The organism is Maribacter vaceletii (assembly GCF_003634105.1).
Classification (GTDB): Bacteria; Bacteroidota; Bacteroidia; order Flavobacteriales; family Flavobacteriaceae; genus Maribacter_B; species Maribacter_B vaceletii.
Genome location: NZ_RBIQ01000009.1, coordinates 316,895 through 334,012, shown reverse-complemented (window position 1 = coordinate 334,012; position 17,118 = coordinate 316,895). Strand labels below are relative to the sequence as shown.

The following is a 17,118-nucleotide window of genomic DNA, read 5'->3' as shown; positions in this document are numbered from 1 at the left end:
TTAAGAAAATATTCTTTTTTTGAAAAATAAGATTTTTATACTTCTTTGTTTTTTAGCTTGTAACTGTTTCTCTCAGGAGTTACCACCTATTCAGAATTTTTCCGCAGTTACTTATGGAGGGGCAAATCAAAATTGGTCCATAACACAATCCAAAGAAAAATATATTTATGTAGCCAATAATAGTGGTTTGTTGGCTTTTGATGGGGCTAATTGGAAACTCTATGCATCTCCAAATGGATCTGTAATACGTTCTGTAAAGGCCATTAATAATCGTATTTACACTGGTTGTTATATGGAGTTTGGGTTTTGGGAGAAAGAGGATACAGGAATACTAAAATATAATTCTATATCTTCTAATTCTGATCTTACTTTAGTAGAAGATGAGCAGTTTTGGAATATTACAGAATATAAAGACTGGATTTTATTTCAGTCCCTTCAGCAAATTTACATATACAATACCAAGGATTTTTCTTTAAATATAATTGAGTCCCCTTCTAAGCGAGCCCAAATATTTAGAATAGGAGAATCTATTTATTTTCAAAAAAGTGGGCTAGGTATTTTTAAAATTGAAAACGGTACCTCTGTATTGGTTACAGATAGTCCTATAATCAAAGAAAATTTAATCATAGGCATCTTCCTAAGGGATAATAAATTGATGTTTCTTTCGGAAAATGGAATATTTTATTCCTTAGAAGAAGACAATTTGAAGGTATGGCCTACAGCTTTGGATAGACTTTCAACAAAAGTAAATGTTTATAGTAGTTTACAATTACAGGATGAGAGTATAGTTGTTGGTACTATATCAAACGGTATATATCATATAGATAGAGAGGGGAACCTTGTGAATGCAATAAACCAACAAAAAGGATTAAACAATAATACTGTTCTTTCTATTTTTGAGGATGAGGAGAAAAATTTATGGCTAGCATTAGATAATGGACTTTCTGTAGTAAATCTTAGTTCGCCGTTTAAAGAATATATTGATAATATAGGTAGTCTAGGTCAGGTGTATTCAGCCATTGTAAAAGATGATTATTTGTACTTAGGAACAAATCAGGGAGTGTTTTATAAACATAAAAATTCGGATAATGATTTTGAATTTATGTCAAGTACTAAAGGACAAGTTTGGGCTTTACGTATGGTTAATGGAGATTTGTTTTGCGGCCACAACAATGGAACATATCAAATTAAGAATAAAAAGGCAAAATTAATTTCGAGTATACCTGGAACATGGGATATAAAGCCTTTTAAGGATAATCCAGATTTATTATTACAAGGGAATTATCAAGGAATTAGCGTTTTAAAAAGAAATGGTAATGCATGGGAATTAAGAAATAAAATTGAAGGTTTTGATATTGCTTCACGTTTTTTTGAATGGATAAGTGACACAAAATTGGTAGTGAACCATGAAAACAAAGGAGTATTTGTGCTAGAATTAGATGATGACATTACGAAGGTCGTTAAAATTACCAATCAAGAACCTTATGGTAGTGGAGCAAGTTTAGCGAGTTTTAATGGGCAAATTATTTATACCACCAGTGACGGTATGTTTTCTTTTAATAAAACAAAAGACAAATTTGAACTGGATAAAGCACTCAATGATAATTTTTTTGAGAGGGATGCTCCTCCATTTGGAGTTTTAGTTTCAGATTCTAAAAATAATCGATTATGGGGTTTCTCTAACAATAGTATTCTTAGTTTAACTCCTGCACAACTCAATGATAAGCATGAAGTAATTGAAATTCCAGTGCCCGGTTATTTCCGAAAAAATATGGGGGTTTATGGGTTTGAGTCCATAACACCTTTATCTAAGAATAACTATCTAATTGGTACTTCTAATGGTTTTGTTACTTTAAATCTTAATAAACTAAAAGAAAATGAATACAAGGTGGCTATAACTGGGGTTAAAAAAAATCCAGGAAATCTAGTTGCGCAGGCAATATCTCTAAATGCTAATAATGAGTTAGAGTTTAAAGAAAACAGTATTGCTTTTTCTTATAATGTTCCAGAATATGATAAGTATGCTGAAGTAAATTATCAATACCAATTATCAGATGAACATAACGAGTGGAGCGCATGGTCTAACAAAGCAGACGCCAGTTTTGAAAATTTACCTTTTGGAGAATATACATTTAGAGTTAGAGCAAGAGTAAATAGTTTAATTACTAATACAGTATCTAAGAGCTTTGTAATACATAGACCATGGTATTTTTCTTATCTAGCATACGCAATATATTTATTGCTTTTTAGTGCTGTAGTGTTTCTGGTACATAGGTATTCTAAATTTTATTATAAAAATCAGCAAGAGCTTTTGCTGAAAGAGAATAGAAAAAAAATCAAAAGAAAAGAACAAAAAACAAAACGGAAAATTATAGAAATAAAAAATGAAAAACTCAAAGACGAAATTGAATCTAAAAATAGAGAGTTAGCGAGTTCTACAATGAGTATAATAAAAAAGAATGAGTTCTTAAATGTTTTAAAATCACAACTCGTAAATGCCGAAACACCACAGCAAATAAAAATGGTTATAAAAACCATTGATCGTAATATTAATAATGCGGATGACTGGAGAACATTTGAACAGGCATTTAATAATGCAGATAAAGATTTTCTTAAGCGTATTAAAGAGATTCATCCTGAGTTAACTTCTAATGATTTACGTTTGTGCGCTTATTTAAGACTTAATTTATCTTCTAAGGAAATAGCACCATTATTAAACATATCTGGCCGCAGTGTAGAGGTAAAAAGATATCGTTTACGTAAAAAAATGGGTTTAGAGCATGAAAAAAGCCTATCTGATTATATTTTGAGTTTATAATTAACCTGTACAAAACTCATAATCACCACAACATTACCCATACAATAGCTTATAGTTGGCTGGTTTTGAGTTCAGCGTTTCTATATTTTGATATTGCGTAATTACTGTTATTTAGGCCTATTGTTATTATTTTGATAATTTTAAGCCTATTTATTTATGATTCGTATATTTTTTGTTGTGGTCTGTTTTTTTTAATAAAAAATTTATAGCTATATATTGTGACAACAAAATGAAACATAATGAAGCATACAGTATTATTTTATTTATTAGTGTTTAGTTCTTCTATTATATGGAGTCAAGATTTTACGATTACTGGGAATGTAAAGGATGCATCTTTAAAAGATCCTTTACCGGGAGTTAATGTTATTGTAAAAAGTACTATTAATGGAACCACAACAGATTTTGATGGGAATTTTAAGATTTCTGGGGTTAATAGTGGCGATACTTTAATTTTTTCTTACTTAGGGTTTGTAACCAAAGAACTTTATATTGAAGACAATTCTCCTCTCCAAATTATAATGCAAGATGATATTAGTGTATTAGATGAGGTTGTTGTTGTAGGGTATGGAACTTCTACTAAAAAGGAGCTTACCGGTGCAGTTACAGTGGTAGGGTCAGAAAGTATTGAGGATTTAAACCCAACCCAAATAGATCAAGCTTTACAAGGGCAAGTTGCCGGAGTGCAAATTACAACTGATTCTGGTTCCCCTGGAGCTGCATCGAATATTCGTATACGTGGAATCTCTACCAACGGGGATAATAGACCCTTAATTTTGGTAGATGGTAATGTTATAGAAGATTTAAGTGTAGTTAACCCTGGAGATATTGAGAGTATGAATATTCTTAAAGATGCCACCGCAGGTATTTATGGGGTAAGAGCAGCAAATGGGGTTATATTAATAACAACTAAAACGGGCAAAAAGAACACAGAGTTAAAGTTTAATTATGATGTTTATGGAGGTTTTCAGGAGGCTTCAAGAAAAATTCCAGTACTTAACGCTACGGAATATGGTTTATTAATAAATGAGGCTTATGCTGCAACTGGTAGCGAATTGCCGTATACAAATCTTTCGGTTTTAGGTGAAGGTACAGATTGGCAAGATCAAGTATTTCAAAAAGCAGCTGTGGTTAATCATAACCTTAGCGTTAGTGGAGGTACTGAAAAATCTACATATTCTTTTGGATCATCCTTACTTACACAAAATGGTATAGTTGGTGGACCAAAAGCTAATTTTAGAAGGTTTACTTCTAGAGTTAATTTTAACACAGAAATTTTAGACAATTTAAAGCTTACTACAAATGCAATATATATGGGGACCAATAGAAAAACTCTATCTGAGAATTCTTTAGGTTCCGTTTTATTTAATGCATTGAATAATGCTCCAACATTTGCAATAAGAGATGTTTCTGGAGCATATACACTTTCAGAAGGATTGGGTAATGAGGTTATAAATCCATTAGCGCAAGTAGAAAATACATATAACAAGAATGATGTAAGTAAAATTAGTGGTAAAATAGCCCTTAACTATTCTTTTTTAAATGATTTTACTTTAGAGTCTAGTTATCAATTTAATTATTCCGAAGTAAAAATAAAAGACTTTAAACCTACTGTTTTTTATGGGTCGGGAAAAGTATTTAATGTGGATCGTAATACTATAAAGGAAGAAAAAAATATTTATAAAGATTATACCTTCGATACCTTTTTAAATTATAATAAAGATATTGGAGAAAATAACAATGTTAAAGCCACTCTAGGTATGTCAGTCTTTAGAACAAGAGGGCAGTTGGCAAGTTTATCTGGGTTTGATATTGCTGGTAATGATTTTCAAAATGCAAATATTTCTAATGCATCCGATGTAGTAGATAATTTTAGAAATGGGGGGGATAAGTTTGATGCTCGTTTGTTATCATATTTTACAAGATTGCAATTTAACCATAAAGGAAAATATTTACTTTCTGGTATAATAAGAAGGGATGGTTCTACTGCTTTTGGTCCAAACAATAGATTTGGATATTTTCCTTCTGGCTCTCTAGGATGGATTATTTCTGATGAAAAGTTTTTAGAGAATAGCAAGTTAATCTCTTTCTTAAAACTTAGAGGTAGTTATGGTATTGTTGGTAATGACAGAATTGAGGCAAATGCCTATAGATCGGTTTTATCAGGAGAAGGAACTTATGTATTTAATAACATTCTAACTTTTGGTAGTGCAGTAGGAATATTATCTAACCCAGAAATAAAATGGGAAGAGCAAAAGACTTTAGATGTTGGTTTAGATATTAAACTTTTTAATAACTCAGTAGATATTACTGCGGATTATTTTAAAAAGCGCACTGAAGACTTATTGGTCCAACCTTCTGTTTCTGGAATTTTAGGGGCTTCCGCTCCAGGTTCTCAATCTCCTGTTGTAAATGCAGGGACTGTAGAAAATGAAGGAATAGAATTTGCTATAGGTTACCATAGTAATCCATCTGAAGATTTCTCTTTCAATATTAATTATAATGTAACTTTTTTAGAGAATAAAGTAGTTTCTGTAAATAATGGACTAGGCTTTATTTCAGGCGGTTCTTTTGGTGTAGGGCAAGAGCCTCCATCTAGAATGGAAGATGGTAAACCACTTGGGTATTTTTATGGATTGCAGACAGATGGAATCTTTCAAAACCAGGCAGAGGTAGACGCGCATGCAACACAAACTAATGCTGCTCCTGGAGATTTGAAATTTATTGACACTAATAATGATGGTGTTATTGATACGGATGATAGAACAGATATTGGAAGTCCAATTCCGGATGCGACTATGGGTGTTAACTTTTCTTTCAATTATAAACAATGGGATTTTAGTACCTATGCTTTTGCTTCAATAGGTAATGAAATTGTACGAGATTATGAACGAAACCAGCAACTAGTAAATAGGTCTATTTATACTTTAAATAGATGGACAGGGGAAGGGTCTACAAATACGTACCCAAGAGTTACAAGAGGAGCAACTTCCAATACCAATTTTTCTAATTTTTATGTAGAAGATGGGTCGTTTGTGAGACTGCAAAATATTCAATTAGGCTATTCCTTATCGACAAAAACATTAGAGCAAATAGGGATAGATAAATTACGATTTTATGTTTCGGCTAACAATGTGTTTACACTCACAAAATATAAGGGGTATGATCCAAGTGCTTCTTCTGGAGACCCTATTGGTGCAGGTATAGATAATGGTTTTTACCCTGTGCCTAGAACTTATTTATTAGGACTTAATCTTAAATTTTAAAGCGATGAAGATGAGATATAAAACAATAAAATTTTCAATTATCCTTTTTATTTCGGCTTTTGCAGTTATATCCTGTGGGGATGATTTTGTAGAAGTAGATTCTTTTGATGAAAACTCGGAAGATTACTTTAATAATGAAGAAGAGTATCAAGAAGCATTAACTGCTACATATGATTTGTTACAAGCTACTTATTTAAATGTTATGCTTGGAGAAATAGCATCAGATAATACTTTGGCAGGAGGTGAAAGTGCTACCGATGTTCCCGGAATACAAGAGGTAGATGACATGACGCATACACCAATTAATTCGCAACTCGGAGATATTTGGAGCTGGATGTTTGCTGGTGTAAATAGAGCAAATTATGTGTTAGAATTTAAGGATAAAACAGATTTTTCTGGTAAAGAAAGTGTAATTGCCGAAGCTACTTTTTTAAGAGCATATTACTATTTTGAACTTGTAAAATGGTTTGGGGATGTTCCTTTATCGATAGATGAACGATTACTTTTTGGAGATCAAGATGTTGTAGAAAGAACTCCTACTGCGGAGGTTTATACACAAATAGAAATAGATTTAATATTTGCATCAGAAAATTTACCAAGCTCTCAGACAGATGTAGGTAGAGCAACCAAAGGAGCAGCACAAGCTTTACTAGGTAAGGTATATTTATACCAAGACAAATTTACAGAAGCAGCAAATGTTTTAGATAATTTAATTGTTACAGGGCCATATGATTTGGTTACAGATTATAATTCTATGTTCGAGTTTGAGGGAGAAAATAATATAGAATCTGTTTTTGAAGTACAATATACAGATGAAGAAGGGGCAGGTTTTGATTGTCTACAATGTAGCGAAGGTAATGTTGCTGTAGGTTTTAATGGTATACGTAATTACACGGGGCCAGTATTTGAATCTGGTTTTAGTTTTAATATTCCAACGCAAGAAGTGGTAGATGCTTTTGAAGAAGGGGATATAAGAAAAGACGTAGCTATTTTAGATATAGAATCATGGGCAGCTCAAAATAGTGGAGTATCGTTTGTATCTGGTAATGAACATACCGGATATTATAATCGTAAATACATTTCTCGTCAAGGAGATTTAAATACTGGAGATGCTAATTTAACCAACCCAAATAACTATAGAGCAATTCGCTTTGCAGATGTTTTGTTAATGGCCGCTGAAGCGCATAATAGAAAAGCAGCTCCTGATGATATTAAAGCGTTGTCCTACTTAAATAGAGTTCGTACTAGAGCTATGTTAGCAAATGTTACCACTACAGGAAACAACTTAACCGCAGATATTTATAAAGAACGTAGAGTTGAATTAGTTGGTGAAGGTCATCGCTTTTTCGATTTAGTGCGTACACAAAGAGCCGCACAAGAAATTGACGGTTTTACCACAAGTAAAAACGAAGTATTCCCAATACCATCTATAGAGCTTGAATTGGTAGGTAATAGATGGACTCAAAACACTGGCTATTAACATATAAACTAAAAAAAATGAAATATATAAAACAATTACTAGCGCTTTTTATAGTAACTACGGTATTTAATGCATGTACAGAAGAAGAAACATCTTATGCGTTTCAAAATGTATCTGCACCAGAAAATGTGCAAGCAACTTTTAGTATTGCTCAGGATGATACAGGTAATGTAAGTGTTGCCCCAACAGCTAACGGTGTTACTGCTTTTGAAATCTATTTTGGAGATGCCGATGCAGAAACTGCTACAAAAGTAAACCCAGGAGAAGCAACTACACATACTTATGGAGAAGGGGTGTTTAATTTAAGAATAGTAGCAATAGGGGCTACAGGTTTAACAAGTGAGTTAAATAAAGAAGTTATTATTTCTTTTGCTGCACCAACAGATTTAGTTATTGGAACAGCAATAACAACAAATTCTTTAGAGGTAACTGTTTCTCCTGAGGCCACAAATGCAACTATGTTCGATGTGTATTTTGGAGATGTAATAGATGAAGAGCCTACAGCTATTTTAGTCGGAGAAAATGCAGTTCATGAATATGCTATAGCGGGAGAATACACTATAAGAGTGGTTGCAAAAGGAGCTGGAGCAGCTACTTTAGAAGGGACTAAAGAGGTTACTTTAGAGGCACCAAATACGGCAAGTGCAGCAGATTTTATTGGTACTTGGAAAATGGCGTCCGAGGCTGGGTCTTTAGGAGTTGGCCCAGGAATAGGAGATATAAGTTGGTTTGCAATAGATGACCAAGGAGTTATAGATCGTGCTTGTTATTTTGATGATGCTTATGTTTTTGGAGCAGATGGTTCTTTTATGAATATTTTAGGTGTTGATACATGGATTGAAGGTTGGCAAGGAGGTTCTGATGGATGTGGGGTGCCAGTTGCACCGCATAATGGAAGTATAGCAGCAACATACATTTATGATGAGTCTAACGGAACAGTAACATTAACAGGTGAGGGAGCTTATTTAGGAGTGCCAAAAGCTAATAATGAAGGAGAACTTCCTAATGTGGCAGTACCAGCTACAATAACATATAATGCATCTTTATCAGAAGATAAGAATACTATGAATGTTTATATAGAATCTGGTGCTGGTGTATTTTGGCAGTATAAATTGGTGAGAGATGAGCCTTCGCCAATTATAGGTACTTGGGTAATGGCTTCTGAAGCGGGTTCTTTAGGAGTTGGTCCGTCGGTAGGAGATACAAGTTGGTTCGCCATAGATGATCAAGGTGTTATAGATCGTGCTTGTTATTTTGATGATACTTATGTTTTTGGCGTAGATGGTTCTTTTATGAATATTTTAGGAGCAGACACATGGATTGAAGGTTGGCAAGGAGGTTCTGATGCTTGTGGAGCACCAGTTGCACCTCATGATGGAGCAACAAGTGCTACTTATATGTATGATTCCTCTGCTGGAACAGTAACAATAAGTGGATCGGGTGCGTATGTTGGTATTCCAAAGGCCAATAATGAAGGAGAACTTCCAAACGTTGCAGTGCCAGCATCAATAACGTATACGGTTTCTTTTTCAAATGAAAATAATACTATGAATATTTACATAGAGGCAGGTGCCGGTGTATTCTGGCAATACAAATTAGTTAGATATGTTGCACCTGCAGTTTCCCCAATTTCTGGAACATGGAAAATGGCTTCTGAAGCTGGTTCTTTGGGAGTTGGTCCGTCGGTAGGGGATACAAGTTGGTTTGCAATAGATGATCAAGGAGTTATTGATCGTGCTTGCTATTTTGATGACACTTTTGTATTCGGAACAGATGGATCTTTTATGAATGTTTTAGGGGCTGATACTTGGGTTGAAGGCTGGCAAGGTGGCTCCGATGCCTGTGGGGCACCTGTAATACCTCATGATGGAAGTAGTGCGGCAACTTATTTCTATGATGAAACTAATGAAACAATAACTATAACTGGAGCGGGTGCTTATATAGGGATCCCTAAGGCTAATAATGATGGCGAACTTCCAAATGTTGCGGTACCATCAACTATAACCTATAATGTAACCCTTACAGATAATAATAGTACTATGAATGTCTATGTAGAGGCAGGCGCTGGTGTATTCTGGCAATATAAACTTGTTAAAGAATAAAAAAAATAAGGCTTATGAAAACATTTATTAAAATTATGTATACGTTTATACTAGCAATTATACTTGTAGCTTGTCAAGAAGAAGAGCCTAATTTAGATGTATTAGCGCTGCCTACAGGATTAACCGTTATGGCTACGCCATCAGAAGATGGGTCAGGGGAAGTTAGTTTTAATGCAACTGCATCCAATGTGATTAATTACAAGTTTGTTTATGATGATGGAACAGATGCAGAAATTGATGCAGATGGGCAACTAACCAAAAGGTTTACGAAAACAGGATTAAATACTTATGTTGTAACTATAGTAGCTTACGGTATGGGAGGAGTAAGTTCTTCACAGACCATTGAAGTTGAGGTTAGGAGCGATTTTTCTGATCCAGAAGCCATACAAATCTTAACAGGAGGAACTTCTAAAACATGGTATTTAGCAGCTTCAGAACCAGGGCATTTAGGAGTAGGCCCTTCTAGAGAAGGAATTGATGGTGATTGGTGGTATGCTAAATGGTATTCGGCTTCTCCTTTTGAGAAATGTAGTTCAGAAGAATCAGATTGTTTATGTGATGATGAATTAACTTTTTCTGTCGATACAGAGGGTCAATTAACTTATGTGTTAGATAATAAAGGGCAAACTTATTTTAATGGAGCACATGAAGGAGTCGCTGGTGGATCAGAGGGTATGGATTTTTGCTATGATTTTGATACGTCTGGAATAAAAAATGTTTCTATAGGCCCTTCAGATGGTACTGTTCCAGAAGCGGAAACAAGAGGTACGCAAATGACTTTTTCCGATGGTGGCTTTATGGGTTACTATGTAGGCTCCTCATCTTATGAGATTTTAAAATTAACAGATGACTCACTACATGTTCGTACCTATGATGCTCTAAACCCAGATTTAGCTTGGTACCATATTTTCTCAACAAGCATTGCAACAGAAGAACCGGAAGTTTTTGAATCTGTTTTTACTACTTTAGTTTGGTCGGATGAATTTGATGTGGATGGAGCTCCTAATACTGCAAATTGGGGTTATGACCTAGGTGCAGGTGGTTGGGGTAATAATGAAGCACAGACATATACCAACAATGCCGAGAATGTAGTAGTAGATGGTGGAATGCTTAAAATTACAGCTAAAGCAGATGGTGTTGGTGGTTATACATCAGCTCGATTAAAATCAGAAAATCTTTATGAGTTTACATATGGTCGTGTTGAGGTAAGGGCAAAATTACCCGCTTCACAGGGTACTTGGCCTGCTATTTGGATGTTAGGAGCTAATTTTGACAGTGTAGGTTGGCCATCTTGTGGTGAAGTTGATATCATGGAGCAAACTGGACAAGATAAAACTAAAACGTCTGCTGCAGTCCATTTTCCAGATAATTCAGCTGGGGAAGCTCCCACGAATTCTATAGAAAATCCTACTTCTACAACAGAATTTCATAATTATGCGATTGAATGGACAGTAGATGAATTGACTATACTTCTCGATGGTGAAGTTTTCTTTAAACAAGCAAACTCTGATAGTGTGCCATTTAATCTAGATTTTTTCATGATTTTAAATGTAGCAATGGGAGGAACTTTAGGGGGTGATATAGACCCTGCTTTTATAGAGGACTCTATGGAGATAGATTATGTTAGAGTTTATCAATAAACAAAAGACTAAATAATGAAAAAAATAATCATAGCTATATGTTTTATCTTTTTTTTAGGACAAGTACAGGCTCAAAAAGTTTCAATAAATAGGGCAAAGGGTAAGGAGTTAATACAAGAAAAAGTAGAAACTCTTCTAAGTCAAATGACACTTCTTGAGAAAATTGGACAAATGAACCAATATAACGGTTTTTGGAATGTAACAGGGCCCAACCCAACAGAAGGAGATGCAGCAAAAAAATATAAGCATTTAAAGTCTGGGCAAGTAGGTTCTATGTTAAACGTGCGCGGTGTTGCAGAAGTAAAACGTGTGCAGAAAATAGCTGTAGAGGAAACAAGGCTGGGTATTCCTTTAATTATTGGTTTTGATGTTATTCATGGGTATAAAACTATTAGTCCTATTCCTTTAGCAGAAGCAGCTAGCTGGGATATGGATGCTATTAAAAAATCTGCGGAAGTAGCAGCAAGTGAAGCAGGTGCAAGTGGTATAAATTGGACTTTTGCGCCAATGGTAGATATTTCTAGAGATGCTCGTTGGGGACGTGTAATGGAAGGTGCAGGAGAAGATGCTTATTTGGGTAGTAAAATTGCTTATGCTAGAGTAAAAGGTTTTCAAGGAGAGGATTTAAGTGCTAATAATACTATTGCTGCTTGCGCTAAACATTTTGCAGGTTATGGTTTTGCAGAGTCTGGTAAAGATTATAATACGGTAGATATAGGAATGGCTACATTACAAAATATAGTATTTCCTCCTTTTAAAGCAGCTATTAAAGCAGATGTTAAGACTTTTATGAACTCTTTTAATGAACTAAATGGTATTCCTGCAACTGGAAATGCTTTTTTACAGCGTAAAATACTAAAAGAAGAATGGGGTTTTGATGGATTTATCGTATCCGATTGGGGTTCCATTAATGAGATGATATCTCATGGATATGCAAAAAATAAAAAACAGGCGAGTAAGATTGCTGCAAACGCTGGTTCTGATATGGATATGGAATCCTATGCATATATTAATCATTTAGAAAGACTGGTTAATGATGGTAAAGTAGATGTAACTATTATAGACGATGCAGTGAAGAGAATACTAACTGTTAAGTATGAATTAGGACTTTTTGACGATCCATATTTATATTGCGATGAGAAGCGTGAAAAAGAAGTGATAGGTAGTAAAAAAAATCAAGCTACGGTATTAGACATGGCTAAGAAGTCTATAGTTCTTTTAAAAAATGAAAAACAGCTACTTCCGCTACAAAAAAAAGGTTTAAATATAGCAGTAATTGGAGATTTAGCAAATGATAAAAATAGCCCATTAGGAAGTTGGCGAATTGCTGGTGAAGATAATACTGCTATTTCTGTATTAGAAGGTTTAAAAAGTTTTAAAGGAAATAAAATTACATATGAAAAAGGAGTAACTCTAGCAAAAGGCAAAACAGATTTTACATTAGAGACTAATATAAATAAAAAAAATACATCTGGAATAAAAGAAGCGGTTGCTTTAGCCTCTAAAAATGATATAGTTATTATGGTTTTAGGAGAAAATGGTTTCCAATCTGGGGAAGGAAGAAGTAGGGCTAGTTTAGATTTACCAGGATTGCAACAAGAACTTTTAGAAGCTGTTTATAAAGTAAATAAAAATGTAGTATTGGTTTTAATGAATGGTCGTCCTTTAACAATAAATTGGGCGAATGATAATGTACCTGTCATTTTAGAAACATGGCATTTGGGTACCCAAAGTGGTAATGCCATTGCTGAGGTATTGTATGGAGATTATAATCCAAGTGGAAAATTACCAATGACTTTTCCTAAGAGTGTGGGTCAAATCCCAATCTATTACAATTTTAAAAGTACTGGAAGGCCAAAAATTCCTGCACCAAATATGGTTTTTTGGTCGCATTATATAGACGAGAGTAATGAGCCTTTGTATGAGTTTGGGTATGGATTAAGCTATACTAGTTTTAAATATGAAGATTTAAAACTAAGCGAGAGTGCCTTTGCAAAAGGAGAAGAAATTAAAGTTTCTTTTACACTTACAAATACAGGAAAGTATGAAGGAAAAGAGGTTGTGCAATTATATATACAAGATAAATTTGCAAGTAGAACAAGACCTATTAAGGAATTAAAAGGATTTAAGATGGTATCCTTAAAACCAGGAGAATCTAAAGAGGTAACATTTAGTATAAATGAAGAAATGCTTCAATTTTATTCTGCAAATGAAAAATGGGAAGCAGAAGAAGGAGAATTTAATGTTTTTCTAGGCGGAAGCTCTAAAACAGTATTGGAAAGCAATTTTAAGTTGGTAGATTAATTTTTTTTTCAAAAAAGGTCATCTAATTAATTAGATGGCCTTTTTTAATTTAATGTGGCAATTTATTTTTTAATAAACCATATACAAAGGTTCCTAAAGTGGCAGAAGCAATAACAATTAGCATACTAAAAACTCCAGTTCCTAAAAGAATATACATTGGTCCAGGACAAGCACCTGCTAATGCCCAGCCTAGTCCAAAAATAATACCTCCTAGTAAATAATTTACAAAGCTTTTATTTTTTGATGGTATATGTATTTGGTTACCGTTAATACTCTTTAATTTAAGCTTTTTTATTAAGTATATAGAGACTACACCTAATACTACTGCAGAGCCTATAATGCCATACATGTGAAAGGATTGAAATTTAAACATTTCAAAAATTCTATACCATGAAACAGCTTCAGACTTTACGAGGATTATTCCAAAAAGAATACCTACAGCTAAAAATTTTAAAAATTTCATACTTTAAAAAATTAAGGGTAAAATAAAATGAGTCATTACTAATCCGCCAATGAAGAAGCCAATAACGGCAATTAAGGACGGTAATTGTAAATTACTTAGTCCACTTATAGCGTGTCCAGACGTACATCCTCCTGCATAACGAGCGCCAAAGCCAACTAAAAAACCTCCTATAATTATAACACTCATGCCTTTTACAGATAAAATAGCATCCCAACTATATATTTCTGGGGGTAATAAGTTTTCACCAGCATTAGAAAATCCTAAGGTATTTAAGTCTTTTATAGTCTCTACACTTAAATCTATTGGAGCTCCGTTAGATAAAAATTGAGTGGCAATAAAGCCACCAATGATGGCTCCTAAAACAACTACTAAATTCCAGCTGTAAGATTTCCAGTCTATTTTAAAAAAGTCTGCATATTTATCCGCTCCTCCAATGGTACATAATGTTCTTAGGTTAGATGACATTCCAAAATTCTTTCCAAAGAGAATCAGAATTACCATTATAAGAGTAATTAAAGGTCCAGAAATATACCATGGCCAGGGATTTAATATATACTCCATAATTTTACTAGGGTTTATGTTAAAATATAAGAGGTGTATAGTTTAAACTATACACCTCTTATATTTTACTTTTTAAGGTAAAAATAAAATGATTGTTTTAATGAGTTACACTAAAGGCGCACCTTTAAGGCGTTTCTCAATTTTCTTTTTCTTTTCAGTCAACCTTTTCATCATGTCCATTAGGTCAGAATCCTTAGTTTCTTTATAAATTTCGTTAATTTCTAATATTAATGCTTTTGCTTCTCTCGATGCTTCAACACGATCACTAGTAGACATGTTGCTCATTTTTCTGGTTTCAAACTCGAGAGCTCTTTCCGTTAAATCCATAAATTAAATTTTTGCTAAAGTTAATATAATATAGAACATTTCCAAATATCATTGCAATTGTTACTTCTTATAGGGCTATTAGGTTTTTAGATTTGTGATATTTTTAAGAATGTTATTCTGGTGTATATAACGTTTTAAATGTTTGTTTATTAGTGTGTTGTGTGTTTTTTTATTTCTTTTTTTGAGCTTTTTTGTTGTGAACAATAGGTGTTGATAAAAGAATTTTCTAATTCTTGTAAAAGAGTTTAGTATTAAGAAATGATTAAAAAATTAAGTATATAACTATAAATAAAGAGCTTGTATTTTATTTTTTATAACATTGAATTTCTTTTATGCCTAAAGACTACCAATATATTTTTCTAAATTTTCGGAACGTTGTAGGCCAATTTTTTTACGTATTCTAGACCTAGATACGTGAACACTATGCGCTTCAATATTTAATATTCTAGCCATTTCTTTAGTGCCTAAATTTAGTTTTATTAAAGCACAATGCTTTTGTTCTGTTGTGCTCAATTTAGGATGCAAAGTTTCTAGTTTATTGTAGAATGCAGAGTTTATACTCGTAAATTGTAAGTTAAAATCGTCCCATAAATCTTTGGATCCTTTTTTGTACTTATAATAAAGATTTTTATATTTTTGAGATGCTTCAGTTTTTAACACATCTAGGAGTTCATCAATAGCAGAATCTTTATCTACTAATTGTAATGCATAGGAGGTGAGTTCTTTACTTTTTAATTCTATTTCATTTTCACTTTTTTTCTTATTGCTTTCTGCTTTTATTTGTGCTTCTTTTTTATCTAATAAGGTTTTTTTTAGTTTTAAACGCATTTGTATAAAAGTGTACGAGATAATACCAAGGAGCAGTAATAACCCTAAAATTACTTTAAGCCTAAATTGTATTTGGTTGTTTTTTTCTATTATAATATTTTGTTTTTCTAATTCTTCATTTTTTTCTGAAATAGAATTTAAGTACGTATTTTTAATTTCAAATAACTCACTATTAGTGCGGTTTTTATCTTTTAGTGTTTCTGCTTCTATAGTTATAGATTCTGAAAGAGCCCGGTATGCTAGTTTAGTTTTTTTCTTTTTATCGTAGACTTTAGAAATTTTAAGAAGAACTTCTCCTTCTAAGTCATTATTGAAGCCTTTCCTACGAGTTAGATTTAAGCTCTCTTTATAATAATAATTAGCACTGTCTAATTGGTTTATACTATATTTTAAATCTCCTAAATACATAGAGATATTAGGTCTGTATGTTATTATTAAGTTTTGAGTTAAATCTCGAGCTTCATGTAAATACTTACCAGCTTCTTCATTTCTTCCAATTTTTTGCATGATTTTACCTTTTTCGGCATCCCAAAAAGGCATATCTATTCTTTGTTTTAAATTTATTTTATCATTTATGTAGCAGGAGTCTAAATAGGCGAGGGCGGTTTTATAATTTCCAGATTTTCTGTGCCTAACCGCCATATACATATAACTAGATATAAGATTTTCTGTTTTTTGATTATCTTCAAAATATATTTCTTTTGCAATAGAAGAGGCATCTTCTAAAAGAGTAACAGATTGTTCTGTTAAATTAAAATTATCATAAAGTCTAGCTAAGCTTATTCTAATTGTTACTTTTTGATCCTTTCGGTGATATAAGTCGCTTAAGTATTTTGCTTCCCATAAATGGTCAAAAGTTTTACTATAATTCCTTTTTTGTTTTTGAATTTGAGACATTTTTATTAGACCATTAATAGCCCGATTAGTGTCCTTTTTCTTTTTAAAATATAGAATGCTTTTTTTTAAAGATTTGTAAGATGCATAAGGAAAAAGGGCAGACTTATTTATTGCATTTTTCATTTTACTTGTATAGTATAAAGTAGAATCTTGTATACTTTTTTCTATATAAATGTTATCTGATTTTTCTAAATATTTTGAAGTGTAATTAATATTTATTGCTATTAATAAGCTGATTATTAGATTCATGTGTAAAAAATGTAAAATGTAATCTAATATATACATTATCTTAATTAAAAAATGACAAATAGAATAATTATTAACTATTGTATATTATTTGTAGAGTTGTTTTTTTAGATAAGATTACTCTAATTAGTTAAATTTGATTAAGACAAATCATGTTCTTATAATATGTTTTTGTTATTAATTTTGAAT

At 32.8% G+C, this 17,118-nt stretch carries 10 protein-coding genes; 6 read left to right on the top strand and 4 right to left on the bottom strand.

What is annotated here, in order from left to right; all coding sequences use genetic code 11:
• Positions 1-19: 19 nt before the first annotated feature.
• The 6 genes from CLV91_RS12345 (at position 20) to bglX (ending at position 13,607) form a co-directional block, all read left to right on the top strand.
• A complete protein-coding gene (locus CLV91_RS12345; RefSeq protein ID WP_121068406.1) occupies positions 20-2,818 on the top strand; it encodes a helix-turn-helix and ligand-binding sensor domain-containing protein in 2,799 nt (932 codons plus the stop codon).
• A gap of 239 nt (positions 2,819-3,057) precedes the next feature.
• Entirely contained in the window at positions 3,058-6,081 is a 3,024-nt protein-coding gene (locus CLV91_RS12340) for a SusC/RagA family TonB-linked outer membrane protein (RefSeq protein WP_121068404.1), read from the top strand.
• A 10-nt stretch (positions 6,082-6,091) separates the two neighbouring features.
• Positions 6,092-7,561: a RagB/SusD family nutrient uptake outer membrane protein gene (locus tag CLV91_RS12335; RefSeq protein WP_121068402.1), complete on the top strand. Its 1,470-nt coding sequence runs from the start codon at positions 6,092-6,094 to the stop codon at positions 7,559-7,561.
• A 17-nt stretch (positions 7,562-7,578) separates the two neighbouring features.
• Complete coding sequence (locus tag CLV91_RS12330) at positions 7,579-9,663, top strand: hypothetical protein (protein ID WP_147406419.1); 2,085 nt, start codon at positions 7,579-7,581, stop codon at positions 9,661-9,663.
• Between the two features lie 14 nt (positions 9,664-9,677).
• Positions 9,678-11,303 (top strand): glycoside hydrolase family 16 protein, encoded by a 1,626-nt coding sequence (locus CLV91_RS12325; RefSeq protein ID WP_121068399.1) that lies wholly within the window; start codon positions 9,678-9,680, stop codon positions 11,301-11,303.
• Positions 11,304-11,318: 15 nt separating this feature from the next.
• Positions 11,319-13,607, top strand: coding sequence for a beta-glucosidase BglX (bglX, locus tag CLV91_RS12320; protein WP_121068397.1), 2,289 nt, complete (start codon positions 11,319-11,321; stop codon positions 13,605-13,607).
• A 49-nt stretch (positions 13,608-13,656) separates the two neighbouring features.
• Here bglX and CLV91_RS12315 read toward each other — a convergent pair whose 3' ends face one another.
• The 4 genes from CLV91_RS12315 to CLV91_RS12300 all read right to left on the bottom strand — a co-directional run bounded on the left by CLV91_RS12315 (position 13,657) and on the right by CLV91_RS12300 (position 16,932).
• Positions 13,657-14,070, bottom strand: coding sequence for a DUF6691 family protein (locus CLV91_RS12315; RefSeq protein ID WP_121068395.1), 414 nt, complete (start codon positions 14,068-14,070; stop codon positions 13,657-13,659).
• A gap of 3 nt (positions 14,071-14,073) precedes the next feature.
• Positions 14,074-14,631 carry a YeeE/YedE family protein gene (locus tag CLV91_RS12310; RefSeq protein WP_121068393.1) on the bottom strand — a complete coding sequence of 186 codons (558 nt, stop codon included), beginning with the start codon at positions 14,629-14,631 and terminating at the stop codon, positions 14,074-14,076.
• 105 nt (positions 14,632-14,736) lie between these two features.
• Positions 14,737-14,958: a hypothetical protein gene (locus tag CLV91_RS12305; protein WP_121068391.1), complete on the bottom strand. Its 222-nt coding sequence runs from the start codon at positions 14,956-14,958 to the stop codon at positions 14,737-14,739.
• Positions 14,959-15,294: 336 nt separating this feature from the next.
• Positions 15,295-16,932 (bottom strand): tetratricopeptide repeat protein, encoded by a 1,638-nt coding sequence (locus tag CLV91_RS12300; protein ID WP_147406418.1) that lies wholly within the window; start codon positions 16,930-16,932, stop codon positions 15,295-15,297.
• Positions 16,933-17,118: the final 186 nt, after the last annotated feature.